Source organism: Bacillus sp. XF8, from assembly GCF_017498755.1.
GTDB classification, from domain to species: domain Bacteria; phylum Bacillota; class Bacilli; order Bacillales; family Bacillaceae_G; genus Bacillus_A; species Bacillus_A bingmayongensis.
This window is the reverse complement of the sequence record NZ_JAGDQK010000044.1, coordinates 12915-37192: the sequence shown is the minus strand read 5'-3', so window position 1 is coordinate 37192 and position 24278 is coordinate 12915. Positions and strand designations below refer to the sequence as shown.

Below are 24278 nucleotides of genomic sequence, written 5' to 3'. Positions count from 1 at the left end.
GTACATACCGATTAGAGTATGACTAATATTTAGTTCGTTAGCAAATTGCGGAATGGTTAATGATTTCGATTTCCTAAATTCTCTTCATTGCAGTCGCCAAAGCGCGAGTGCTTTGGCGAGCTATTCATTCAAAAAAAGATATAAGTTATTAGGTTTTATGGCTTCATCTCCTGCATAAATTACCCAGTCTGTTAAGTTTTCGAAATCTAGATTGTATGAAGTTCCTTCAGTCATATTTTCAATAAAATATGGCTGGTTAATGAGTAACCCCTCGATGTTGTCTTCTGTTATGTTCTTCATTTCAAACCACATGTGTTCACTTTTCTCTTCTTCGTAAGGAATACCAAATTTGGCAATAAAACGAAAGTCTTCATTGTTTTTTTCTATGCTAAAAATGTTAGCGAAATAGCCAAAGCTGTTCTTCGCATTGTAAGACATTCTTTCTGTTTCAGCATTTGTTTTGTAGAACATCAATCCTGTATTTTCTTTTTGTTCAGTGAAAAAGCTCTCAATATATCCTTCTGCAGCATTAAAATAAAACAAGAGAACAGAAGGATGCTGATGGTATTCGTCTCGAGCATCCATTCCTCCAAGAAATGTATTTTTTGCATCCATTGGTTGAATATGTACTTCGTCCTCTTCAATCGAAGTTAAGTTCTTAATATTCGTTTTATGTCCAATATAAGATAGTCCTTTTTCCCATGGAACAGCTACAGTATGTATCGTACCTTGCTGACTTTGTGCTATAATTACAGGCTCATTAATAGAGACGTGTCCATCTTCAATTGCGTTATTAGCAAATGTTTGAAAGAGATCGGGAATACCATAGTAAGTAGATAGACGATTTGGAATAATTAATTCAACTTCTGTTACTCCTGCTCTTAATAGCCCGTGCGTATGAAACCAATATTGAGTAGGTTCTCCCTCTTTACCGTCTTCATAAACTGAATGAATTACATATAAGTCAGGGATGTCTGGTAATAGTTTATTTTCAACGTGATATTCGATATATCTTTTAGATAGTACTTTCATCGATGCACTCGAGTCGATCACAAATAATAAGTCAGGTGCAAGCTGCCATAAAAATTGCAATTGATAGTAAAAACAGCTGAGCACATCACCGACAAAAAGTGTACGTGTAAAGATTTCAGTCCCTAGAGAAGCATCTTCAAAAATATCATCTTTTATCGTGGAATCTTGTCTGTAGTACATTTTGTATTCCTCTGCATCTCTCGTTACATCAATATATATTTCATACGGTATGACTCTCTCATCCATATGTAATTCCACGATAAGGCTCATCTCGTCACTATAGGCAATTTTTAACTCATCTACTGTAGCAGCAACGATTTCTAAACGTCGCTTTAGCTGATCCATCGTAAGTTTTTCCGGTATAACAGCAATCATATCCGAAAAATGGCGTTCTAACGTTCCTTGCATTGCTGCACGATATGTTTCTGTTTGTACTTGCATCTACTCTCTCTCCCATACCTAAAAAAGAATCTTTATCACTCTTTATTTAAATGCTATAGCCTCTTTAAACTTACATATGCATCTTCTTGACACAAAAAGTGGTCTAAACGTCTTCCGAATTCTCTTTTATAATACGTTAAATGGTTTAGCTCCGTGGATTTATTACAGTTCGTTTATCCCTCTCCCATTTTCTTTCCAAGTTCTTGAATTAGAAATATTACTGACCGTTCATGCAGGATAGTTTTGAAACATGTTGATTTCGTTAAAAAAGAATAACTTAAGTCATTTTAGTTGAAGTTTTGTTGTAACTCACCCAATCACCAGTAATTATTAGTCTCTGTAACATCCCTTTACTTTGCGCAACATAAACATATGCATTTATATTTCCATCCCCAAAATAGATGGTTTGCGTAATCCGATCATATAAATCTTTTTCAGGATTACTTGTATATTCTTCAAGTTCATCTAACTTTCTTAAAATCTCACCACTTACTTCATACAGTTCCCCATATACCTTATTATTTTCTGAAAGAATCATTGCAGGATAACCTTCATTTGTATCAAATAATTCCCCATGAGTCCATGCTTCTTCAGCTATACATGTTGTCCCATGTAAATAATGCGCATTTGCTTGTTGTTTTCTTAATGTGCCGTAAACAAATACATAGTGCATGTCCCCATCCCCTTAATACTTCTCTATTTTCTTATTTGTAAATAAGAACGAATCATAAAGTAACTCACTTCATCTGGAAGTTGTTCTTTAATAGATTTTAATCCGCCTTCCGCATGTTGTACTGCTGATTCAATAAGAGATTCGTATTCTGCTGGAACGAAACTTGGCCAATCTACTTCCATACCTTCTTCATAACAACGAATTAAGTGGTTTTCGACAGTTTGGCGTGATAAACCTCTTTCTTTTGCAATTGTACTTAACTCAGTTCCTTGTTTATACATTTCATACGTTTCTAAGTGAGAATTTGCTGATGCTTTTCCAGATTTTTTGCGTTCCGTAACAACTTCTGTTTTAATCGTTTCAGCGTAATCTGGGTTTTGTTCAATAAAATGAATGACTGCTTGTAAAAAGTGAGAACCGTACTTCGCAAGTTTATGTTCTCCAATCCCTTTTACTTGTAGTAACTCGTTTTCACTTTGTGGCATTTTCGCACACATATCTTTTAACGTTTGATCAGAGAAGATAACAAACGGTGGTACGCCTTCTCCTTGTGCAATTTCTTTCCTCACTTCACGTAGCACTTCAAATAACGGATGATCTTGCACAATTTGTCTTGTTTCTACCCTTTCTTTCCGTAACACTTTTTCATTTCCGAGTAACACTTCCTTCCCTTTTGTTGTTACCTTTAAGGTTGGATACGTCCCATGTTCCACTGCAATTAACTCTTCTGAAATTAAGAACTCAATAAACTCACTTACTTCTTTTACGCTACGATTCGATAAAAGACCGTACGTTGGTAATGTATGAAAATTAAATTCAATTACTTTTTTATTTTTTGATCCGGTTAACACTTGTGCAATCATTTGCTTTCCAAATCGCTGGTTTGTTCGAATCATACACGATAAGACCATTTGTGATTCTCTCGTAACGTCGACGCTCTCACGTTCATCTGTACAATTCCCACAGCGTCCACAATCTTCTTTCGGTTCCTCACCAAAATACTCTAGAATAAATGATTGTAAACATTGTTCCGTATGGCAGTAATCTGTCATATGCTGCAATTTTTCTAGTTCATTTGAGAAACGTGATTCCCCAGTAGATTGATCAATTAAAAAGCGCTGCACTTGTACGTCTTGCGAAGAATATAACAAGATACATTCACTATCTAATCCGTCACGACCAGCACGTCCTGCTTCTTGATAATAACTTTCCATGTTTTTCGGAAGTTGATAATGAATAACATACCGTATGTTTGATTTATCAATCCCCATACCGAATGCCGATGTTGCTACCATTACACTCACTTCGTCACGTAAAAATCGCTCTTGCTGTTCATTACGATCATGATCATTCATTCCGGCATGATAACGCGCAACTGAAACTCCTGCTTGATATAAATCTTCATACAACTGATCGACAACTTTTCTTGTCGCTGCATAAATAATTCCAGATTCCTTTTTGTTTTGACGAATATAATCTGCTAAATATGCATTTCGGTCCTGTCCTTTAATCACCGAAAATGATAAATTTTCCCGTTCAAAGGTTGTCATTATTGTATTCGTTTGGTCGATTTCTAGCGCACGACAAATATCTTCACGCACTTGTGGTGTCGCAGTTGCGGTTAACGCAAGTACAAGTGGTTTTTCTGGAAGATAGTCTAAAATACGATGTATATGTAAATAACTTGGGCGGAAGTCATGCCCCCACTGCGAAATACAGTGCGCTTCATCAATTGCTATCATCGGTATTTTCATATCTATTAATTGATCCACAAATTCCATTGAATCAAGACGCTCTGGCGCCACATATAACAGCTTATAATGACCTTGTTTCGCTAACTGAATTCGTTGGTTTGCTTCTGTAATAGAAATTGAACTATTAATATATGTAGCTGAAATCCCGTTTTGTACTAATGTATCTACTTGATCCTTCATAAGTGAAATCAGAGGCGAGATAACTAATGTCGTCCCCTCAAACACTAATGCTGGAATTTGATAACAAATCGATTTCCCGCCGCCTGTTGGCATGATACAAACGGTATCTTTTCCATCCAGTACATTTTTAATTGTCTCATCTTGCCCTCTGCGGAATGACGAGTAACCAAAATAGGACGCTAAAAGTTCTTGTGCTTTTGTAAACAAAAAAGATTCACCTGCTTTTCTTATTCTTTCATCTACTAGTATTATATCATCACTTAAAACTCATTGTACTCTCTACTTCCCTCCATTTCTTCGCATGCTTACGTATAATCGTTAAAAACTCATGTAAAGCTGGAGAAATCCATTTGTTTTTATGATAGGCAAGTTGTGTTGTAAACTTTGTTTCATTTGAAATAACAGCATGTAGTCTCTTGTCTTTCTGTTCTTGCTCAATCGTAATAATTGGCAATAATGAAATTCCTAATCCGCACATTACACATTGCTTGATTGCCTCAATGCTCCAAAATTCAAACGTACTTTCATGCTGAATTCCTTGTCTTTGTAAATAATGCTCAAAAAATGCTCGGTAACTGCATCCGCGTTCTGTGTACAAAAAGGTTTCCTCTTGAGAAAATTGGACATTTTGCGAATCTGTTTGTGTAACAATATATTCTTTCGGAAAAACAAAAGCCATTTGCTCCATTACAAGTTGCTCAATATGTAAATCCTCTTCATGCCGCTCGGTGTCTAAGAGGAAAGCAATATCTATATTTCCACTCTTTAAATCATTTCTCAATTCCCTACACGTTGAAGCTTTTAATGTAATTTTTACTTTTGGATACTTCTTTTTGTATTCATGAAGAATAGAGGGCAATCGGTAAATTGTTAATGATTCTGGAGCACCAACTACAATTTTTCCAGTAATCTCATTATTCACGCTTGGGATTTGTTTTGCTTTCTCGGACAAAGCAATCATTTCATTCGCATAAGGCAGTAAATGCTTCCCTACATCTGTTAACACCATTTTTTTCCCTAACCGATTGAATAAAGGTTGTCCCATTTCTTGTTCAATTGCTTGAATATGCCCTGTTACAGTAGATTGAGCGTATCCTAAAAAGTCGGCTGCTCGTGTGTACCCTTCTAACTCAACAATCGTTTTAAAAGTTTTTAAATGCCGAATCTCCACTTCAATCTCTCCATTCTAACATCACGATTTCCGATTATTAACTTCGTATATATCTATTTTACTGATAGATAAACCCCAATTACAATAAAAGAAACTCATAGATTTTAATTATTCAAAAGGAGATGTATTCAAGTATGAGAAAGAAAAAATTAGGACCCGTACTTCTCAGCGGTTTAATTATCGGTCCAATTTTAGGATCAGGAATCATTTTGCTCCCCCCACTTATTTACAAAACAACTGGAGATTACGCCATTATTGCTTGGCTCCTTATTATGGGGGTTGGATTTCTTTTTGCTTCATTATTTGGTAAGTTAAGTATTCACTTCCCTAGTGAATCTGGAGTGGCGCACGCAGTAGATCAAGCATTTGGACCTTCTATGAAACAATTAACTTCTATTTTCTTTATAATAGCAGGATGTCTAGGACCTACTGCTGTTCTCATGACAGCTAGTCAATATATAACTGCTTTATTTCCAAACTTTAAAGTACCGCTAGAGGGTTTAGGCGTTCTTTTAATGGGAATTTGTGTATTGATTCTATTGTTAGATATTTCATCTATTGGAAAAGTATCATTTATTTTTTCCACAGCTGCAACCGTTCTTTTATTAAGTGGAGGAATCAGTTCTATTCCTCATTTTCGATCAGAACAGCTATTTCAAACACAATTTTCTTTCGAAGATTTTGGATATAGCATCTTATTGCTCTTTTGGGCTTTAGTTGGTTGGGAGATTATTGGGAACTACAGTATGGATGTCAAAAATAGAAAGAAAACTATTCCACAAGCAATTGCTATAAGTACGCTTACTGTAACGATTGTTTGCCTTGTTGTAGCAGGTGCTACCCAGTGGATTGAAATTTCTGGTTCAAATCAAGAAAATTTACGGATAACATCCATATTAGCTACTTTATTTGGAGAGTTTGCTATTCCTCTTATCGCCTTTATTACTACTGTACTTTGCATGAGTACATATTTATTAGTTGTTGGAGGGGTCTCACGTCTTATCGCATCTGAAACAAAACATATTACGAAGCTATCTAAACTTTCATATCGCACGAAATCGAACGTACCAACCTATTCTTTACTTTTATTAATCGGCATACATGCCATTGTATTTATCTGTCTATATAATCATCTCATTACAGTTGAACAAATCGTAGCTATTGCAAATGCTTTCTTTATCTGTAATGCCATTTGTGGAATCTTTGCAGCATATAAATTATTACCAGGTCTATTTAATAAAGTACTCTCTTCAAGTTTAATAGTTTGTTTCCTTATCATTCTCTCTTTCTCTTCCTTTTGGATTTTAATAAGTATTGGGGTGTTAGTTGCTTTCTATGGGTTACAACACATTAAGAAGAAACAAGACACTTATGAAAAAGAGATTTCAATAAGATAATGAAAAGGAAAGATTCTCATTAAAACTATTTCTCATACAAATTACACATTCACTTCTATAATATATCCGCATCAAATTACGGGAGGTTTATTTATGAAATGTAACAACAATCTAATTGGTTTTCGTTCTTTAAATAAACAACTCAAATTTTCTAATCGTGATGCTTGGAAATATGAATCTATTTATAAATATCGGCCTTTATTTTCATACAGAAAACTTTTTAGCATCTTTTTCAAGAAAACAAGGCGTTAATATCATTCATGCAAAGTTTCTCAATACACTACCTATGGACTTCACTCATCACAATTGTCAACATCTAAGTAATCTATTGGATTAAACCCCTTCTCACGACCTGCTTTTTACTTGCAGGTCTTTTTTCATTTTATACTTAGCATGTAAATCATACAAAACATCAAAACAAAAAAAGGCGTTGTAGATACAGCTAACATCGGTTGTAATTTCATTTTTTTCTCAATACACAAAGTTAATTTCATTTGTTATGATAAAAGTACTCCAGATGGGTTATTGCTCATCAACATTATCTAGTCAGTGAGACCTGCAGCGGGAAGTAGGTCTCTTTGACTTTGTTTGAAAGGTTTCTTATATTATCCGCACTAGGCCTCCATTCATTTGGACACATTTACCAGGTTTCTTTCCAAGAAATTCATGTTAAGATTACTTTGTCGAGTCCGACATTCTCGACAATACCCTTACGAAGCCCTGCTACTTCCCTTGCAGGGCTTCTTTTATCTTTTATTCACTTGCAACACCTACTTCAGCTAAATTCCCTACAATTTACGCAAGAATCTTGTCTTTATAATTTTATATAAATCCAACTCTATAATACTTTTATCTTCTAGAAATCCTTTAATAATATTTACAGTAATCTTTTACCATTCACTTTATCTCTTTACATTTAGCATATCTCGATATATTTTATTAATATCTTTGTTTACATTTGTAGGAGGAAACGTATTGATTAATGCACTAGGTCTCGCTTTTATTCTTTCTAATAAGCCTGAAAAGAAGAAGAAAGTTTATCTTAATGATAGATTTGCACTAATAGATATTATTGAATCTAAAGATGTATATGATTCTGAGGGGAATCCATTAGTAGAACTAACATGTAAATATAGTATTTATTTAGATGAAAAATACTACTGCAAATCCCTTGATGACTACACCGGACAAGTATTTCCTTTCCTAAGTGCAAAAATTGGAAAAGGTCTTATTAGAAATTTAAATTATCATTTTTCATATGTTGATGTATACGATAAAAAACCACCAGTTAAAGAAATAAGAAGCCGTATGGAACAAGTAATAAATTATACATGTTCTAAATGAAGTTTCTCTGTCAAAAAAAGGGGGAATTTCTATAGCCCCCTTTTTTCATGAACGAATGATTAATCTTCATCTCGATATGTTAATTCAGTTAAAAATTCTTCTAGTGAATCGCTATGTAAAAGTGGATCCCACTCCCCAATTCCATGTTCAGCTGTATACACTGGGAAATTTACATCTTTTACATCAACAAAAAATGGATCGCCCATTAACTCCTCATATCCAATAACAAACCAGCTTTCTTGCCAATCTCCTTTTTCATTTCCAATAAAAGATTCATTCTCTAACCCTCCTACACGATAACCTAATTGTCCTTCCTCAAATTCATCTCTTGAAAATATATAAACAGGCATCATTTCTTCTGTAATATCTAAAATTTCTACCTCCGGGTCATTTGGGTAATTAATTAAGTGGTTATTTCATGTTTGCTAGACCATCTTGGAGAAAAACAGAAACTGAGTTTGGTGAAATGCATCCTGTTTATAATGACCAAGTGGCTTTCAAAGATGGACAAGAAGTATCTAAGAACACAAAAGGGAGTACTAGACCTGATTTTCATGTAGAAGGTCATAGTGTAGAGCTTAAAAATTATGACTTGTCCACCAAATCAAAAAGAACTAATCTAGTGAATGTAATTGTCAAGCAAGTAAATGACAGGGATATTCATTTACCTAAAGGTACAAAACAAACTGTTATTATTGATACAAGGGGACAAACTATTCCTGATGAACATTTAAGGGAGATTGTAGCAGGAATAAGCAAGAAAGCTAATACATTACCTGAAGTAGAATTTATAAAAGGGGATTGATACTAAATGTCAATTGTAGGATTTAAAGTAGATATATTTTTCTATCAAGCAGGACACCCTGACTTTGTACACAGCTTTTTCTCAACTATCTCATACCATTGTGAGCCTGATGGATGGGGCACAAAATATCCTTTATTAATGAAAGATTTATACTTTGAGAATTTAAAGTGGGAGAATGCTAGTAAGGCTCTTAAAAATGTGGAAGAGATTAGGGAAACATTAAGTAAAATACCTCCATCAGAAGTAATATGGGACATTGAGGACATAACCAAAAGACCACCTTATGGAGATAAAATCCCTGCTAATATAACTAACCTAGCAGAATATCATACTACAGAAAGAGGAACAGAATTTCTCACTTTACTAACTAATTCTCTAAAGGATTCTGAAAAAACAAAAATGGATGTAATAATTAAAAAGAAATATAGTTGAAATAAACACCTTAGGAGAAATTCTGAGGTGTTTTATTTTGTCAAAAACGTAGAGTTCAATTTGATTGAAGTTTTAAAAGTAAGTTATAATAAAAATATAGAAAACGGATAAGTAAATTACAGGATGACGGTAAAAATAAAAAGCCCTTCTTATATAAGAGGGGCTTTTCTCATCTTATCTATTAAATTAGCTTTTATATTTTCTTTTATATGCCAATAGATTTCTACCTCTTGCTCTGTCGCTTTTCTTCTATATAAATCAACATCATCAACCGCAATCCAAACCCAACCTTTCAAGTCTCCGAAAAAATCATTCTTGAGTTGCTCTGATGTAATGGCACCTATTTTTGCAACTATCTCTTCATTCATCAGGCTATACTGTCTCTCATCTTCTATAAAAATATCGACTCGCCAAGAATTAAATCCTTATGGAACAGAAACGTGTATTCGTTTGCTTCTACTGGTACTTTGATGATACATGAAACGGATTCGTTAACATCAAAAATTTCCATCTGCACGTGAGTCATCTCCCTATTAATTAGAGTACATGACTTAAGACATACACATGTTACAATGTTGATAGAGCAAAACGTGAATATAAAGTTAATTTCTTCCAGATTTGGCCATAGTTCAATTAAAACAACTTTAGATATATATAGCCATGTGTTACCAAGTATGGATAAGTCGGTATCGGATGAACTAGAAAAGATAATCAAAATGTGATCAAAAATGTGACCAATCAAGTTAAGAAGATGAATTAAATCTCTTCACCCTCTTCAACTGCCTTCTTCAGCCTCTGCAACATATACCCAATCCCTTTACAGCCTTCTAATGGATAAGAAATGATCTCTTCTGGATATAACTTTGTCACCACTTTTTTATGTTTCTTTCCTGCAAGCAAGATAATTTCATCAAAATCTAACAGCTTTTTATCAATCATCTGTTTTTTTAATTGTTCTATACGAATAATCTCATCGCTTTTCGAATTAAAAGCAAGGTCATAGTTTTCTTTTACGATATCGGTTGGAAGTAAAAATCCATGCTTTGCCGATAAAATAACCCAATGTGTAAAAAATTGAGAAGCATATGCTTGACATGCTTTTCCGAATGGACTAATGTATACATTTTTCGCTTCCATTGGTCCTTTATTAGGATACTTATCCCAAATCTTCTTTTTTCCACATGGAATGATGCATAATTTCTTCATTGTTATGTTCTCACCTCTTTGCTCCTTCAATTCCATATACTTTACTTCATATTCTCTTAAATTTAATAATAAAATCATAGCATTTTTAATTCTAAGATAAAAATGTCAGGTTTTTCTTTTCTTCCTATCCAATTTCGATTTTCCCTATAGAGAATATTAAAATAACAGACGTTAATGTTTGGAATTTTATCCTTCCTAAAAACAAAAAAGAACAAGCAGACTGTATATCTGCTTGTTCTTTTACCTTCAAAGTTACTCTTATAGAGCTTGGAATGTTTCTGTTAATACAGGAACGATTTGTTTTTTACGAGATACAACACCTTTTAAAGTAGCTGTATTGTTTTCTAACGTTACGTTGTATGCTTTTTCAACAGCTTGTACTGCTTTACCGATCGCAAGACCAACAGAATCGTTAGTTAAGATATCAGTTACAACGAATAAGAATAGGTCTAAACCTTTTTCTTCTACTACTGCAGAGATTACTTTTTCTAATTCCGCTTGGTGTACAAGAACGTCGTTTGTATCAACAGCGTTTACTTGTGCGATTTCAACTTTTGCATCACCCATTTGGAATTCTTTTGCATCAAGTGAGATTAATTGCTCCATTGTTTTACCGCTTAAATCTGCACCAGCTTTTAACATTTCTAGGCCGTAGCTTTCTGCGTCAACACCAGCGATTTCCGCTAATTCACGAGCTGCAGCTACATCTTGTTCTGTGCAAGTTGGAGATTTAAATAGTAAAGAATCTGAGATAATTGCAGATAACATTAAACCTGCAACCTCTTTACGAATTGCAACGCCGTTTTCTTTGTACATTTTGTTTAAAATTGTAGCTGTACAACCAACTGGCTCACAACGATAGTATAAAGGATCGCTTGTCTCAAAGTTAGCAATACGGTGATGATCGATAACTTCTAACACACGAACAGATTCGATATCGTTAGCACTTTGTTGACGTTCGTTATGGTCAACTAAAATAACGTTGTCCACTTCGTTTGCTACTGTCTCAACAAAACGCGGTCCTTCTACTTTAAAATGATCTAACGCAAATTGAGTTTCACCGCTGATTTCACCTAAACGTACAGGCTCAGCATTCATTCCTAATTCTTTTTTCAGCTCTGCATAAGCAATCGCAGAACAAATTGCATCTGTATCTGGGTTTTTATGCCCGAAAACTAGTACTTTTTCCATGATTTCCACCTCTTCATGAAAAGGATATCTTAAAGAAGCAAATATGACAATATTTTAAGCGCATTTTTTTATAAATAAAATCAAGTTTCTATTATATTTACACAAAAAAACACCTTACTTCTCCTATATAAGAGGAAAAAAGTTTGAAAAGCGGAATAAAATCATTAAAAGACCATTTATTAAAAGGAGGTTTTCCATTATGCCTATTATAAAGCTTGAAAATGGTGTGGACTTATACTACGAAGACCAAGGAAAAGGTACTCCCGTTCTTTTTATTCACGGAGTTTGGATGAGCAGCCGTTTTTTTCATAAGCAAATCCCTTATTTCAGTGAAAAATATCGTGCGATTTCAATTGATTTACGAAGTCACGGGCGCTCTCCTCATATTGAAAATGGACATACAATTACAAACTATGCCCATGATGTACACGTTTTTATAGAGCGTTTATCTTTAAAAAATGTTATCTTAGTAGGCTGGTCAATGGGGGCATTTGTTGTATGGGAATATATAAAGCAATTCGGAGAAAAAAATATACAAGGTTCTGTAATCGTAGATGAACTGGCATCAGATTTTAAATGGCCTGATTTCCCTATTGGTGCCTTTGATTTTCCGACGCTAATTCATTTCATGAGAGAGATTCAAACAAATCAAACTGAGTTTCTAAAAGGCTTTATTCCTCTCATGTTTAAAAATCCACTTTCCATAGAAGATTCAACTTGGATGCTTGAGGAAGTCACAAAAGTTCCGGCATCTATTGCGAGCGCTATATTGTTTGATCAATCTATTGTTGATTACCGTGAAGAGTTAAAGACAATCACAAAACCAACTTTGCTTTGTTTTGGAAGAGAAGAAAAATTAATCCCGGTTTCCGCAGGAGAACATTTGCATGAACATATTCATAATTCCAAACTCGTTATTTTTGAGAACAGCTGTCACTGCCCATTTTTAGAAGAAACAGAGCGATTTAATACTGTACTAGACTCTTTTATTCAATCTCTTTCCTAGTTTTATACTTTTATTAACAAAAAGGTCATTCACTCTATACAATGAATGACCTTTCCTTATTTACTGTTGACCTAAAAATAGATGCGAAGAAGGTAAATCAAGATATGAAGATTGATGCGCCGAATCAGTCACACCATTATTTACAAGATTCACATCAATCACCTGATAAAAAGCATTTCCAGTATCAGCAATTTCCCAAACAGCTAAAATAAGATGGTATCCATTTCGATCAGTAGGTACGTTGGCCTCATGAATAACTGTTGTCCCTGGCCTGATTCCCCCATCATTCTTTACATAAAAAGGAACTAAATCTAAATCAGAACGACTCAATGGTTTATTAGGATCCCAATCTTTTTTCGTAATATAGTATTTCCATTCTTTTGTGCTATGTGGTGCCGTTAATTTCCATTGAAATGTATTTTTTCCACCACTTAATGTCACCTTCTTCCATCTATCAACCGTTTGCACATCTAAATCTGGGAAATGTCCCGCTCCCGCGATTTGTCCGTCAGATGGTCCAAGCTGAGGAAATGAACCAGGTCCTTCTACACTTTGAGGCTCATATTGAATTGGCCCACAGTTTGTATTCACTCCTTGTTTACATAAATAAGAGCGACTGGCTGGCGATTCTACATATCCGTGCGCTGAAGCTTTTTCTGTAAAACCAAATGTAAATACTCCCGTAAATAATACCCCGCAACTTAGCATAGCCTTTTGAAAAACTTGAAAGTGTTTACTTTTCCTTTTCATCATTTTGTCCCCTTTCTTATGTTGAATGCAGATGAAAACATCCAGTTGCCTAGTCATCTTCTCTACATCATTTATAGATCAAGGGAACTTGTCCATAGAACCGTTTTTAAACTTTCTCAAATTCATAAGGTGTTTATATATACTTAAAAATCTAAAATTCAAGGATTTCTAGCTTGGGCCTTTACACATCACGCCTATCCTATAAAAAAAGATGACTGGTGTTTGGTTCAAGCAGCAGCTGGTGGAATTGGACTTTTTCTATGCCAAATGGCAAAAATTCGTGGTGGCCGCGTCATTGGTGTTACATCAAAGCAATAAAAAGCTCAATATGTAACTGCAGCTGGTGCTGATGAAGTAATCATTTCCACGCAATCTGATATTGCGAAAGAAGTGAAACGAATTACTAACGGCCAAGGAGTATATGTCGTTTACGATGGCGTTGGAAAAGATACATTTGAAGCAAATCTAAATAGTCTTTCTCTTGATGGATATTTTATAAGTTATGGGCAATCTAGTGGCTATGTACCCCCATTCGATTTAATGACCCTTCAAGAAAAAGGTTCCCTCTTTATAACAAGAACGAACGGTCTTCCTTACATGAAAAATTGGTCTCAATATATTCAAGATTTCGTTACATGGATACAAAATGGTAAGCTTTCAATACAAATCGATCGCACTTATTCACTCGTAGACGCTCCCCTCGCTCATGAAGCCGTTGAACAAAGAAAAACAAGCGGAAGAATTTTACTTATACCGTAATGGAAAGTTCTAATACTTCAAGTTTGTATATCTAAAAAAATAAAAAGGCTCTCCTTAAAAATGAAAAAATCTATTTTTAAGAAGATACCTCTTTCATTTAATGATTCTGACTTTTGAGTTCTACCATACACTCCTGTACTAAAGTTACTGCTTGACTCATCGCAGCTCCACCAGCAAACGCTGCCGAAACACCACATGCTTCTAAAACTTCTTTATCAGAGCATCCTTGATCAATACACCCTTTTGTATGATAAATCGTACAATATTCATCTTGCGTCGCTAAACTAATACCTAGTGCAATAAGCTGCTTTTCGCGTTTCGTTAAGGCTCCCTCTTGAAAACAAGCTTGTGTAAATGCATTATACGCTTCTGCAATTTCAGGGATTTGCTGTGTGAATTTTCCAAGACCTTCTTTAAAATGAAGTAATGTATCATTTGTAGAACCATGTTGTTGATATTCCATCGTATTCCCTCCGTTACTTGAACTATGTACGAAACTTAGTGTTTACAAAAACAAGCATTGTATTCTATAACATCTTATTAGTCATTGTTTTTTTCGAACCGTTGACTTCTATCCTTACACCATTTAAAAATGCGCATACTAAAAAGAGCTGTCGAGATTACTCTCAACAGCTCCTTTTCACTACTCATCCGAGTTATTTAAATTCGCTAGTGCGGTAATACCTTCTTCATCATCTAACTCAAGCTGTAATCTTGCTGCGAACGGATTGACATTGTATTCCCTATCAAGCCATAAGCGAAGTGCTTCAATTAAATTTGCTTGAATTAAAATTTGCTCACGACCATTTACTTCTACTTCAGCAGAAAAACCATAGTCATCATCATACATCAGTTCAACTAATACCGCTTCTGGTCCAACATGACGCTTTTCTGCGATATATACACACAGTGCGTTTATCAGCTCTTGTTCCGAAATTTTTATCGTCTCCATGCTGCTTCTTCCGCCTGTTTCTTACGTTGGTTTTTGAAATATTTAAATGCTCGAACCGCTAACATTACGATACCAGCCATTACTAACATGTTTACCATGAATGCTAATACAGAACCAAGTGCTCCCATGTTTGCGAATAAGCTTCCCATTAGTAAGCCACCAAGACCACCAAGTAATAAACCTTTCATAAAGCTTCCTTTATTACTCTTTGGTGCTGTGTTTGATGCTTTTGTTTTTGTATCAGGATTTGTTTTCTGTGCATTCACATTGGAATCTTTTTTGTTTAAATCAACTTTTGACTTTTGACCTGAACTTGGTGTAAATGATTTTTTACCAGATTTGTAACTTTTCGCTGCTGCATGATCTACGAATACAAAGCTGCTAGCCCCAAAAACAACCATTAATGCGGTCATTACTGTAACGAGTTTTTTCAACATATTATATTCATTCTCCTTTTACTATAGATATATGTTAAATCTATCTTTCTTTAAAATAAGAATGATAGATTTATTTTAAACTTAAATAAAAAGTTCTTATGAACTTATTATATGAACTTTTTCTATAATAAGCAAGTATTATTTACTTAACTTTATTAACAATATAAATAAACAGGAAAAATAAAGAAAAACAGAATTGACTTTACAAGCAACAAAACATATTATATGGTCATAAGAACTTTTTAAATTTTGGAGGTGAAAAGATGGAAACATTTCATCTCACACGAAACGAAATGGCGACGCTCCTTCTATCTCTTAGAGGATGGAATGCAAAAAAACCTCTCGTTATTTTACAAGAAGCTTGGGCAAAGTCACATAAAAAAGATATTGAGTGCGGCCAAAGTGTTACAGCGTTTATTACAACCGCTCTTTCACCTATTTTTGAAAAGCTGATTAAAATTGAAGACACAGATATCGGTTTTTCTTTAAATGAGATTGTTGCGCTTGGTAATCAAATTGAAAATACCAGTTTTTCTGTAACAGCTATGCAAAACTGGGTAAAACGAGATATAAAAGAAATGATTGGTTCACCACAAAAAGGAAAAAAATACTCAATTGAACAAGCAGCATTACTATTTATTGTAGAAGATTTAAAAACCGCACTGGACTTTGAATCTATACGTAAGTTATTAAGACTTATTGTAAATGACCCAGCCGATCGTAGTGATGATTTAATCAATCCTGTTCATTTATACGTCGCTTATTCCTCTTTATTTGAAGAGCTGAATCAAGGCGGCTGTTTACAATTAAACGCGACTGATACCATTCATACAATTGAAAATACTGTAAAAGAAAAAGCGGATAAAATCGCAAGTAAATTTGACCAAATCAACAATGAACAACGAGAAGCTATTCGTAATGCGATTATTATCGCAACCCTTTCTGTCCATACCGCATATGTACAAATGTTAGCGAAACGTTATGTTTCAGCCACTTTATTCTTACAGCATCTTGACATAAAATAGGAGCATAAAATGCTCCTATTTTTCATTACACAAAAGTATAGTCAACGATCCAAAGCTACTATTAACTATATTGTACAATCAAAAGTTTGAATGCATAACGCATCTCCTTCTAACCACTTTGTGATAAATTTTATTGATTTTACCAAACCAAATAAGATACCTCTAGATATAATGGAAAAAAAAGTAAAGCTGAATTCTACATAGTATCCTCTTTCCAAGTAAATATTAATGGCAGTCTGATAAAAAGGAGGAAACATTCCATGAAAAAGAAAAAGTATTTATTTGCTCTAATGGCTACAGTTTTATCGACAGGATTATTATTTGGTTGCAATAATGGTGTGGATGAACAAGAACCAGATCCAACAGAAGAACCTTCTGAACAAAAAGAGCAAGATGAAAGACAAAATGGAAATAATGGAAATAACACTAATAACAATCAATAATTAATACTCGTAATACAAAGGCTACAGATAAATTTTTCATACATTAAACATAGAATTATCAATACACATCTCTTTCCAATATTAGGATGACATATGTTAGAAAAATTTATTTGGAATTATCCATAATTGTTATTATTAATAACAGATCGTATCAATATTGAGAATAGCTTTACCATTTCTCTATACGACCATAAAAAAACAGGAGCAATTTTGTCCTATTTTTTTATGGTCAACCCATCTTTTTCCAAAAAGTAAGTATGTTCTTTTAATGGTAAGCTAGCTATTTCTCTAATATAATTTGAGCGTTTCCTAGTATCGTATCGGCTAATAAGGTTATCAATTTCAAATGTATTTGATGTAGACTCCATTTTCCCAACTTGTTCAGCATGTCTTCTTGTTTCTTCCCAAGAAAGTGAACGTAATTCCATATTTCTTTGTTCTTTTTTTGGCTTTATATTAAATATAGATTTCACTAAACCTTTATGATCCGCAAAGTTTCGGTTTATATAGGCAACCGGCTTAAATACTCCTGCTTTTATCTTATGAATTGTATCATTATATACAATACCTTCTAATGAATTTTTTAATATAAAATCGTTGTGGACAACTTTAAAATCTAATAACCAATCCGCGATTTTCTTTTTCATTTCAGGATTTATTTCATCATTAAAAATAAAATGATTTGTTTGCTGTTTTGAAAAGTTGCTACTAAAATTCCCTTCATTTACACCCTGCTTGGTAAACCATTGTTGTGAAAGAATAGATACTACTTTTTTCCCTTCTAATTGATCCTGTGGAAGTCACATTTAAAATATGAGCGAGACTCTGCGTCCCACCAGTCCCTACTAGAAATGGCGTAAACCCTTCAGGCTTTACGTTAAAATAGTTAGACGGATGATATGCATCCATCCGGGAAAATTCAGATGAACCATACATCGGTAAATACTTCGAATTCTCTAACATTTTTTGTTGCAAGAAAATACCTTGTAACTTCTCTTTTTGTAATGAAGTCGCCGCATCTTCTACCTTTTCATTACTAATGAGTGAAACGAAATGTTTAGATGGAATAAGCGATATAACCATAAAGATTATACATACAAAATGATTGGGCCAAAAGCATGTTTCATCTTCATTTGTTGAACCACTTTCTTTTATACATAATAGAACCGCTTATACTCATTCTCTTATTACCTCGATATTGCATGTCTACTAATAATTCTAACCCTTGTTTACAACACTTCATCATTCTTTTTCTTCTCCTTTATCCTGTCAAATACTCCATTCTATAAATCTCTTATTTATTTTCCTCCTTTAAATGTTGATTCATTCATAATTATTTCTTGTTATTTTTTATTGCAAATCTAATATAAAATTAAGAGTATATCAGCGATATTTCATTTCTTCTTATTTATGGTGTTAGCAAGTTCATTTGCAAACTTGCTGGCACTTTTTTATATTTCTTCAATATTAATAATATGCCCCTCTGCGTAATTCTTAATGTTTTTGAGAAATTAAAAAATCGCCTTATTAAAGGCGACTTATATTTCTTCTTTTCCATTCTTTTGATAAATAAGCATACTTTAAATTTAAATATTTTCTTCTACATTAACGTGTTTCTTTTTCTCTTCTTCTAAGACCAAATAATCCTGCCAACCCTAATAAACCAAGCCATGCCCAATTATTATCATTATCTCGAGCATTATTCAAGTCATTTGTTGTATTTACATTCCGAGTTCTGATATCATTATTAACTCTATTCATGTTATTGTCATTAACTCGAGTTGTAATATCATTATTATTAACTCTATCGATGTTATTGTCATTGTATTCAGCATGAACATTTGTACCTAAAACCATAAAAGCTAATAATAAAGTACCTAATATAGATGATATTTTTTTCTTCATGTTTTTCCCTCCTTTTATATTTAGTAATATTCCCTACCTCTCTGGCCATCATTCGTTCAAGGGTTTATAAAATCTTTTAGATTAAATTTTTTATCAGTGTTTACTTTCTGTATTACTAAAAGTGCCGACAAATACAATAAAGTAAAAGAAATCTATCACTGCTGCATACTTTATTTATTAATACCCAAAGGTTTGGATGAATATCTTTTACAGGTGAGCCGAGGCTGATTTAATGAGAAAAATTACGAAAGATATACTTTGAGTTATTATTATAATGAAATTTTAAAATGCAACTTGTATATTGTTAGTTATTATACCCAATAACTTTTTCGAATTTAAAAAGGAGAGGCGAATAGTCTCTCCTTTATGTCCATGTATTATATATGATTAGCGAGTAACTCTACCGCCAAGTTGTTGTTCAGCTAATGATACTAGACGTTTTGTAATTTCACCACCAACAGATCGATTGTTGCGTCTGCACCAAGTTGCACACCAAAATGCATTTGCGAAAGCCTTAGAGACCTTAGGAGTTGAATGGGGAAAACTATTCCCGGTACCAAACTACGACATTAATAAATACCCAGAGTGTAGAAAGTATATAGAAATGGACTTCCATAATGCTCAGTTCAATTTTAGATTAGATTCAACAAGAATGGGAGAAATATTCCAAGGTGCATCACCAAGTAGAAACAAACGAACATGAAGTGTAACAGAGCCACCAAAAGGTTTTCCTGCCCCTCTAAACTTCCATAAATACCCAATAAACACAGTCCAGGGTTGCAAGATATGGATTTTTCATTTGGCTGTATTTTGAATTTGAGTCTATTATCATTTCGCTCAAAACAGGATTAAGCTAAGAAAACAGCAAGAAGCTATTAAGTAAAAAATTAATACTCTTACTTAATAGCTTTATTTTTATCAATAGAAAATCATACTATCACTTTATGGATTCTCATTTTAACATAACCGCCTTTGTAGGGCCCCTCCTATTCTTCTGAAGTTAATTTTATAAAAGAAACTTACAGGTAGTTTAATTTTGATAAGATAATTAAGCAATTTATTTGAACATAAATGATATGAAAATATACTTACCTCCCTTTCACTTTTCCTTTACATTCTTTGTTTTAATCTTCAAAATTATCTCCTTTCCTTTGCAATCTATAAAGCGGATTTTCCCATCCTTAAATTCACTCATAACGATACACCCTTTCTTATTACCTTAAAAACATATTAGTAAAAAAGAATTAATGGGAACATTGTACCGTCATGTTTTTTATACTTTTCAAATTTTATGGAATAGCAAAAGTGTATATCATGAGCAAAAACAGCAACTTCTGAAGAAATACTAACCATATCCAATTATTGTAGCAGGTTATAAAGGCACAAGACTGTTATCTAGTCAGTCACCTATTCTTTAATAATTAATACCCTATATATTATTGCTTATGGAGGGAATAAAACATGATTACACTTTACGATAAAGTTTCTCTACAAAGGGACATTACTAATCTTCCAAAGTGGCAACAACATGCTTTCCATTCTTTCGTTTTAAAAATGACCGATAAAGATAGGCCTTTTCCTTGTATCCCTGCACAACATGGTTTTACATCCAACCACCTCAGATATGGATTTATAGGTGATCCTAGAAAGCCAAATGCTAGCAAAAAGTTAGCTAAGTTACTTAAGACATACACAGAATGCTCTAAAGGCACAGGTAAATACGCTTCTCTTATTGTTTTTATTGAAACACCAAAGGAACTTGCCGAAGAAGCTACAGTTAAAAAATTTGAACATGTTTATTGGTCTATTCTTAATCAAACTAGCAAATTGGACGAGAAGGAATGGCCTAATCATATTCCAAATGACCCTATGGAAAACACATGGGAGTTTTGTTTCCATAATGAATCATATTTTGTTTATTGTGCTACTCCTGCCCATGTCAAAAGACAAAGTAGACATTTTCCATGTATGATGCTTGCTATAACCCCTCGATGGGTCTTACAAGGAATTATGGAGTCTCACAAACGCAGTCAGAAACTTAAAAACTTAATTCGTCAACGTTTGACTACCTATGACACAGCTCCAGTTCATCCTTCACTTAAAAGTTATGGTCAAAAAGAAAATTACGAATGGCAGCAATATTTTTTGCGTGATGACGAAACAATTCCATCAAAGTGCCCGTTTTCCCGAATAATAAAATTTTTGCATAAGAATAAGTTATAAGTAATAAAACCTTTTTTTCATTAGGAGGATTAATTTCTGATTTTAGCAAATTATTTTAATATGAAAATATTACTAAATGCATATCAAAATAATTTGCTATGTTCACTTTAAATAGACAATACATAATTGATGTATTTCTATATGGAAAAGCAACAAATAATAAAGGTTTCAAGATTAAAACATTTATTATTTAGTTGTACAAACATTAACTACTGAATAGATTTAGTATAGATAAAATTTAGTGGGAGGAGCTTGTTATAAGTGAGCATATTTTTAAGTTATGTTTTCTTAGGTTTATCATTATCTGCTCCTATTGGGCCTATTAATGCTGCACAATTTGAAAAAGGTATTAGAAGTGGCTTTTTTCATGCATGGATTCTAGGAATAGGTGCCTTAATAGCAGATATTTTGTATATGATACTTATTTATTTTGGTGTAATTCATTTTCTTGAAAAAGATGTCATAAAACTTTTCCTATGGTCTTTCGGAGCCTTTGTTTTGATTTATACAGGTATAGAAAGTTTAAAAGGTGCAAATCAAATTAATATTACAAGCAGGAAAAGTGAGGATTCAATTATTAGAACTTTTTTTTCTGGCTTCTTTATGTCCTTATCCAATCCATTAACCATTCTATTTTGGCTTGGAATTTTCGGTTCTATATTAGCAAAAGCTGCTACCTCTTATAGTAAAGAACAGCTTTGGGTATACAGCTTGGGTATCATTTTAGGTATCTTTTTATGGGATATTACCATGGCAAGTACTTCTAGTATATTCCGTAAAATGTTAAATGTACGTATGTTATCTCTAATTACAGTTATATCTGGAATATCGCTCATTATTTATGGGATATACTTTGGATTTCAAACATGCCAGATCATTTTTCAGTAACTAATAATATAGAATAATTTAAATCATAAAGAATCGATACATATGTATGAAACGTAACATTTGAGTATAACTATGCTCTCTTAACTTATAAATTTCCTTCAATAAAATCATTACTTTGGAATGGAGGATCGATCACCACAGTTGCAAAATTCAAAATCTTTTCTTGTTATTTCTTTCATACTAGACAGTTTCCTTCTTCTTCCATAAAAAATGCATAATAACTGTCACTCCTATGATAATACCTAGGAACAAAAAACTGACCAAAAAACCTAACCGAATTTTTTTTTGAAATATTGTTCCGCTTATAGCCAATGCAATAATTGTTAGACCTATTATGTTTTTGAGATGCTCCCAACCTTTAGGATCCATTAACTTCCTAAAAGAAAGAAGAATTAAAACCCAAGTATACAACAGCATTAAACTAGCCGCGGTTGTTATGTACTCATATATACTTTTAGGAAGCAATAAGGCTGTAATAATAGAAGCTCCTAGTCCTATTACTATAAGTATTAAAGCCGGGAAAGAGATATTTCTTTTCCCTTTTTTTGCAAATAAAGCTGGTGCGTCTCCTTCTTCAGCTAGATTTATCAATACACTATTTACCGCAAACAATGAGCCTACCAATGTCGAAAATCCCGCTAAAATTAAGATTATATTGAAAACGAATGGAATGTACGGTAAATTGTAGTCCTGTAAAGCGACTACAAATGGGCTCTCTTTCATATTAAAATAATGAAGTGGAACTATAATTATAGCTAACCCTATAGATAATATATAAATAATTGTTAAGAGTAACAACATTACCTTACCTGACTTAGTTGAATCTTTAGGCTCTTTAAGCCTTGTTGCCATCAAACCCATAATTTCAATACCACCAAATGCATAAAAAGCATAAATAAGAGAGGACCAAGAACCTTGTAAACCTTTTGGGGAAAGTTCTTTTATATTTTTAGGAAACTGTGGTTTATGAAAACCACCATGAATCACTCCAAAGATGACCATGATTGCTATTATTATAAATCCTATAATGGCTATGACCTTTATTATTGCAATCCAATTTTCCAAACGTTCAAAAGCTTTAATACCAATGAAAATGACCACTAAAGCAGCTACCCCATAAATAGAAATAAATATCCAAAGAGGGATATTAGGAAACCAATATCGAGAAAATATCCCTAATGCACTTAATTGACTACCCATGATTAATAGTTCTGAGGACCAGTATGTCCATCCATGACAAAATCCTGCCCAATGTCCGAATGCTTTTCGAGAGTATGTACGAAAGGAACCTTTTTGTGGATCTGCTATTGTCATTTTTGCTAAAGCCTCAAATACAATATACGTGGTAAATCCTGACAAAATAAGCATGAATACAATTGAAGGTCCACCTAGCTTAATTCCTATGCTTGATCCTAAAAAAAAGCCAGTTCCTATTGTACAACCAATCCCAATAAGCGATAGCTGCCACCATTTTAAATCTTTCTGCTCTTCTATCCGGTTTTCACTATCGTGACATGTCATTCTTTATCCTCCTTGAAAAAGCCTATTCATTCTACCCTCATATTTCAAAAGCATTGTATTTTTTATACAAAGTCCTTATCTCTCCATATTATCCAACAAATTTTCATCTCTATCTGAATATTTTTTTGAAAGTTCTCTAATGACTTCTTCAATACCTTGAGCCTTAATATCGTGCTTTACTACTAATTCACTACCTACGGAAACTTCAACAGTATATATTGCTTCATACTTCATTCATTTCACTCCTTACTATTTCAATTAACCAAAGAAATTTTATAAATCGTCCATTTCCATCTCTATACATTTCATAAAATAAATGTTGACACATAGATAAGTTCCCCATAGTTAGATCTCCTATTCGAAATTTCTGTCCCATCTTGATTTAAAAGTCATTCTTAAGATCGAATAAAACAAAGTTAAACTCTATTGTTTATTTAAAAACCACATAGCAAATAGGTGTCTGAGGAGATACTCCATTCCAATAATTAACATTTGAATGAGTCATCTAATTAACAATGATATTGATTTTCAAATAAACTTCCTATTTGGTATAGTATGTACAAACTAAAGGATCATTATCAACCTATTAATTCATTGTAATAAGTTCTCATTTTGTAGATGCTACTCTGTATAAAAAATGTATAACCTAAAATTGAGTAAATTTAATCTAAACTTTTGAAAAAGTTATTCCATATAAATTGATAAAAGAAGCTTAATATTTCTCCCTACAAAATACAGAATAA

Annotated in this window: 25 protein-coding genes and 4 pseudogenes; 11 read left to right on the top strand and 18 right to left on the bottom strand. The window is 33.3% G+C overall.

The features are described from left to right. Positions 1–120 precede the first annotated feature (120 nt). The 4 genes from J4P91_RS23975 to J4P91_RS23960 form a co-directional block, all read right to left on the bottom strand. Positions 121–1473 carry a DUF4026 domain-containing protein gene (locus J4P91_RS23975; RefSeq protein WP_207996077.1) on the bottom strand — a complete coding sequence of 451 codons (1353 nt, stop codon included), beginning with the start codon at positions 1471–1473 and terminating at the stop codon, positions 121–123. 277 nt (positions 1474–1750) lie between these two features. Continuing rightward, positions 1751–2146 (bottom strand): gamma-glutamylcyclotransferase family protein, encoded by a 396-nt coding sequence (locus tag J4P91_RS23970; RefSeq protein WP_207996076.1) that lies wholly within the window; start codon positions 2144–2146, stop codon positions 1751–1753. Positions 2147–2169: 23 nt separating this feature from the next. Next, on the bottom strand, positions 2170–4287 hold the full coding sequence (gene recQ, locus J4P91_RS23965) for a DNA helicase RecQ (RefSeq protein ID WP_207996075.1): 2118 nt from the start codon (positions 4285–4287) through the stop codon (positions 2170–2172). Between the two features lie 49 nt (positions 4288–4336). After that, positions 4337–5251, bottom strand: a complete 915-nt coding sequence (locus tag J4P91_RS23960) for a LysR family transcriptional regulator (RefSeq protein WP_207996074.1) — start codon at positions 5249–5251, stop codon at positions 4337–4339. Positions 5252–5385: 134 nt separating this feature from the next. Between J4P91_RS23960 and J4P91_RS23955 the strand changes: the two genes are divergently transcribed. Further along, the gene (locus tag J4P91_RS23955; RefSeq protein ID WP_207996073.1) at positions 5386–6648 is read left to right on the top strand and encodes an APC family permease; all 1263 of its coding nucleotides are present in this window, start codon (positions 5386–5388) and stop codon (positions 6646–6648) included. Positions 6649–7623: 975 nt separating this feature from the next. Next, a complete protein-coding gene (locus tag J4P91_RS23950) occupies positions 7624–7992 on the top strand; it encodes a cytoplasmic protein (protein WP_207996072.1) in 369 nt (122 codons plus the stop codon). Between the two features lie 59 nt (positions 7993–8051). Here the strand turns inward: J4P91_RS23950 and J4P91_RS23945 are convergent, their stop codons facing one another. Then, the gene (locus J4P91_RS23945; RefSeq protein WP_243763985.1) at positions 8052–8342 is read right to left on the bottom strand and encodes a hypothetical protein; all 291 of its coding nucleotides are present in this window, start codon (positions 8340–8342) and stop codon (positions 8052–8054) included. Positions 8343–8410: 68 nt separating this feature from the next. Here J4P91_RS23945 and J4P91_RS23940 point away from each other — a divergent pair, with 68 nt between their 5' ends. Beyond that, positions 8411–8797, top strand: coding sequence for a hypothetical protein (locus tag J4P91_RS23940; RefSeq protein ID WP_207996071.1), 387 nt, complete (start codon positions 8411–8413; stop codon positions 8795–8797). Between the two features lie 6 nt (positions 8798–8803). Further along, on the top strand, positions 8804–9229 hold the full coding sequence (locus tag J4P91_RS23935; protein ID WP_026591426.1) for an Imm70 family immunity protein: 426 nt from the start codon (positions 8804–8806) through the stop codon (positions 9227–9229). Between the two features lie 149 nt (positions 9230–9378). Here the strand turns inward: J4P91_RS23935 and J4P91_RS23930 are convergent, their stop codons facing one another. Both J4P91_RS23930 and J4P91_RS29460 read right to left on the bottom strand, forming a co-directional pair. Continuing rightward, positions 9379–9597 carry a hypothetical protein gene (locus tag J4P91_RS23930; protein WP_207996070.1) on the bottom strand — a complete coding sequence of 73 codons (219 nt, stop codon included), beginning with the start codon at positions 9595–9597 and terminating at the stop codon, positions 9379–9381. 23 nt (positions 9598–9620) lie between these two features. Continuing rightward, on the bottom strand, positions 9621–9746 hold the full coding sequence (locus J4P91_RS29460; RefSeq protein ID WP_279538695.1) for a hypothetical protein: 126 nt from the start codon (positions 9744–9746) through the stop codon (positions 9621–9623). 19 nt (positions 9747–9765) lie between these two features. On the opposite strand from J4P91_RS29460, the pseudogene J4P91_RS23925 reads away from it, so the two are divergent. Then, positions 9766–9951: pseudogene (locus tag J4P91_RS23925) on the top strand (tyrosine-type recombinase/integrase); the annotation flags it as partial. A gap of 34 nt (positions 9952–9985) precedes the next feature. Here J4P91_RS23925 and J4P91_RS23920 read toward each other — a convergent pair. Continuing rightward, complete coding sequence (locus J4P91_RS23920; protein WP_207996068.1) at positions 9986–10435, bottom strand: DUF6884 domain-containing protein; 450 nt, start codon at positions 10433–10435, stop codon at positions 9986–9988. Between the two features lie 258 nt (positions 10436–10693). Beyond that, positions 10694–11626, bottom strand: coding sequence for a manganese-dependent inorganic pyrophosphatase (ppaC, locus tag J4P91_RS23915; RefSeq protein WP_207996067.1), 933 nt, complete (start codon positions 11624–11626; stop codon positions 10694–10696). Between the two features lie 199 nt (positions 11627–11825). Between ppaC and J4P91_RS23910 the strand changes: the two genes are divergently transcribed. Beyond that, positions 11826–12632: an alpha/beta fold hydrolase gene (locus J4P91_RS23910; RefSeq protein ID WP_207996066.1), complete on the top strand. Its 807-nt coding sequence runs from the start codon at positions 11826–11828 to the stop codon at positions 12630–12632. Positions 12633–12692: 60 nt separating this feature from the next. Here the strand turns inward: J4P91_RS23910 and J4P91_RS23905 are convergent, their stop codons facing one another. Continuing rightward, a complete protein-coding gene (locus tag J4P91_RS23905) occupies positions 12693–13382 on the bottom strand; it encodes a lytic polysaccharide monooxygenase (RefSeq protein ID WP_207996065.1) in 690 nt (229 codons plus the stop codon). Between the two features lie 330 nt (positions 13383–13712). On the opposite strand from J4P91_RS23905, the pseudogene J4P91_RS29115 reads away from it, so the two are divergent. Further along, positions 13713–14141, top strand: a pseudogene (locus J4P91_RS29115) (zinc-binding dehydrogenase); the annotation flags it as partial. A 97-nt stretch (positions 14142–14238) separates the two neighbouring features. On the opposite strand, the gene J4P91_RS23895 reads toward J4P91_RS29115, so the two are convergent. From J4P91_RS23895 to J4P91_RS23885, 3 genes are all read right to left on the bottom strand, one after another. Beyond that, the gene (locus J4P91_RS23895) at positions 14239–14604 is read right to left on the bottom strand and encodes a carboxymuconolactone decarboxylase family protein (RefSeq protein ID WP_017149288.1); all 366 of its coding nucleotides are present in this window, start codon (positions 14602–14604) and stop codon (positions 14239–14241) included. A 180-nt stretch (positions 14605–14784) separates the two neighbouring features. Then, positions 14785–15093: a YxcD family protein gene (locus tag J4P91_RS23890; protein WP_207996064.1), complete on the bottom strand. Its 309-nt coding sequence runs from the start codon at positions 15091–15093 to the stop codon at positions 14785–14787. After that, positions 15081–15530, bottom strand: coding sequence for a hypothetical protein (locus tag J4P91_RS23885; RefSeq protein ID WP_017149286.1), 450 nt, complete (start codon positions 15528–15530; stop codon positions 15081–15083). The genes J4P91_RS23890 and J4P91_RS23885 overlap by 13 nt, the downstream gene beginning before the upstream one ends. Before the next feature lie 263 nt (positions 15531–15793). Between J4P91_RS23885 and J4P91_RS23880 the strand changes: the two genes are divergently transcribed. Together J4P91_RS23880 and J4P91_RS23875 are read left to right on the top strand one after the other, a co-directional pair. Then, positions 15794–16555, top strand: a complete 762-nt coding sequence (locus J4P91_RS23880) for a DUF1836 domain-containing protein (protein WP_207996063.1) — start codon at positions 15794–15796, stop codon at positions 16553–16555. Between the two features lie 260 nt (positions 16556–16815). Next, positions 16816–16998, top strand: coding sequence for a hypothetical protein (locus J4P91_RS23875; RefSeq protein WP_207996062.1), 183 nt, complete (start codon positions 16816–16818; stop codon positions 16996–16998). 332 nt (positions 16999–17330) lie between these two features. On the opposite strand, the pseudogene dltD reads toward J4P91_RS23875, so the two are convergent. From dltD to J4P91_RS29110, 3 genes and pseudogenes are all read right to left on the bottom strand, one after another. After that, positions 17331–18131 (bottom strand): annotated as a pseudogene (gene dltD, locus J4P91_RS23870) (D-alanyl-lipoteichoic acid biosynthesis protein DltD); the annotation flags it as partial. A 472-nt stretch (positions 18132–18603) separates the two neighbouring features. Then, complete coding sequence (locus tag J4P91_RS23865; protein ID WP_207996061.1) at positions 18604–18903, bottom strand: WGxxGxxG family protein; 300 nt, start codon at positions 18901–18903, stop codon at positions 18604–18606. Positions 18904–19290: 387 nt separating this feature from the next. Continuing rightward, a pseudogene (locus tag J4P91_RS29110) lies at positions 19291–19451 on the bottom strand (small, acid-soluble spore protein, alpha/beta type). 913 nt (positions 19452–20364) lie between these two features. Between J4P91_RS29110 and J4P91_RS23850 the strand changes: the two are divergent. Together J4P91_RS23850 and J4P91_RS23845 are read left to right on the top strand one after the other, a co-directional pair. Then, complete coding sequence (locus tag J4P91_RS23850) at positions 20365–21126, top strand: YqcI/YcgG family protein (protein ID WP_207996060.1); 762 nt, start codon at positions 20365–20367, stop codon at positions 21124–21126. A 261-nt stretch (positions 21127–21387) separates the two neighbouring features. Beyond that, positions 21388–22014 carry a LysE family transporter gene (locus J4P91_RS23845; protein WP_207996059.1) on the top strand — a complete coding sequence of 209 codons (627 nt, stop codon included), beginning with the start codon at positions 21388–21390 and terminating at the stop codon, positions 22012–22014. Positions 22015–22194: 180 nt separating this feature from the next. Here the strand turns inward: J4P91_RS23845 and J4P91_RS23840 are convergent, their stop codons facing one another. Further along, positions 22195–23535 carry an amino acid permease gene (locus tag J4P91_RS23840; RefSeq protein WP_207996058.1) on the bottom strand — a complete coding sequence of 447 codons (1341 nt, stop codon included), beginning with the start codon at positions 23533–23535 and terminating at the stop codon, positions 22195–22197. Positions 23536–23610: 75 nt separating this feature from the next. After that, a complete protein-coding gene (locus J4P91_RS23835) occupies positions 23611–23769 on the bottom strand; it encodes a hypothetical protein (protein ID WP_207996057.1) in 159 nt (52 codons plus the stop codon). Between the last annotated feature and the right edge of the window lie 509 nt (positions 23770–24278).

What these genes read in the sequence shown, in the direction of transcription:
- ppaC (WP_207996067.1), bottom strand. Translation starts at nt 11,626, where the DNA reads ATGGAAAAAGTACTAGTTTTCGGGCATAAAAACCCAGATACAGATGCA.
- J4P91_RS23890 (WP_207996064.1), bottom strand. Translation starts at nt 15,093, where the DNA reads ATGGAGACGATAAAAATTTCGGAACAAGAGCTGATAAACGCACTGTGT.
- J4P91_RS23865 (WP_207996061.1), bottom strand. Translation starts at nt 18,903, where the DNA reads ATGAAGAAAAAAATATCATCTATATTAGGTACTTTATTATTAGCTTTT.
- J4P91_RS23835 (WP_207996057.1), bottom strand. Translation starts at nt 23,769, where the DNA reads ATGAAGTATGAAGCAATATATACTGTTGAAGTTTCCGTAGGTAGTGAA.
- J4P91_RS23850 (WP_207996060.1), top strand. Translation starts at nt 20,365, where the DNA reads ATGATTACACTTTACGATAAAGTTTCTCTACAAAGGGACATTACTAAT.
- J4P91_RS23905 (WP_207996065.1), bottom strand. Translation starts at nt 13,382, where the DNA reads ATGAAAAGGAAAAGTAAACACTTTCAAGTTTTTCAAAAGGCTATGCTA.
- J4P91_RS23970 (WP_207996076.1), bottom strand. Translation starts at nt 2,146, where the DNA reads ATGCACTATGTATTTGTTTACGGCACATTAAGAAAACAACAAGCAAAT.
- J4P91_RS23955 (WP_207996073.1), top strand. Translation starts at nt 5,386, where the DNA reads ATGAGAAAGAAAAAATTAGGACCCGTACTTCTCAGCGGTTTAATTATC.
- J4P91_RS23840 (WP_207996058.1), bottom strand. Translation starts at nt 23,535, where the DNA reads ATGACATGTCACGATAGTGAAAACCGGATAGAAGAGCAGAAAGATTTA.
- J4P91_RS23935 (WP_026591426.1), top strand. Translation starts at nt 8,804, where the DNA reads ATGTCAATTGTAGGATTTAAAGTAGATATATTTTTCTATCAAGCAGGA.
- J4P91_RS23895 (WP_017149288.1), bottom strand. Translation starts at nt 14,604, where the DNA reads ATGGAATATCAACAACATGGTTCTACAAATGATACATTACTTCATTTT.
- J4P91_RS23875 (WP_207996062.1), top strand. Translation starts at nt 16,816, where the DNA reads ATGAAAAAGAAAAAGTATTTATTTGCTCTAATGGCTACAGTTTTATCG.
- J4P91_RS23945 (WP_243763985.1), bottom strand. Translation starts at nt 8,342, where the DNA reads ATGCCTGTTTATATATTTTCAAGAGATGAATTTGAGGAAGGACAATTA.
- J4P91_RS23885 (WP_017149286.1), bottom strand. Translation starts at nt 15,530, where the DNA reads ATGTTGAAAAAACTCGTTACAGTAATGACCGCATTAATGGTTGTTTTT.
- J4P91_RS23930 (WP_207996070.1), bottom strand. Translation starts at nt 9,597, where the DNA reads ATGAATGAAGAGATAGTTGCAAAAATAGGTGCCATTACATCAGAGCAA.
- J4P91_RS23880 (WP_207996063.1), top strand. Translation starts at nt 15,794, where the DNA reads ATGGAAACATTTCATCTCACACGAAACGAAATGGCGACGCTCCTTCTA.
- J4P91_RS23910 (WP_207996066.1), top strand. Translation starts at nt 11,826, where the DNA reads ATGCCTATTATAAAGCTTGAAAATGGTGTGGACTTATACTACGAAGAC.
- J4P91_RS23940 (WP_207996071.1), top strand. Translation starts at nt 8,411, where the DNA reads ATGTTTGCTAGACCATCTTGGAGAAAAACAGAAACTGAGTTTGGTGAA.
- J4P91_RS23975 (WP_207996077.1), bottom strand. Translation starts at nt 1,473, where the DNA reads ATGCAAGTACAAACAGAAACATATCGTGCAGCAATGCAAGGAACGTTA.
- J4P91_RS23920 (WP_207996068.1), bottom strand. Translation starts at nt 10,435, where the DNA reads ATGAAGAAATTATGCATCATTCCATGTGGAAAAAAGAAGATTTGGGAT.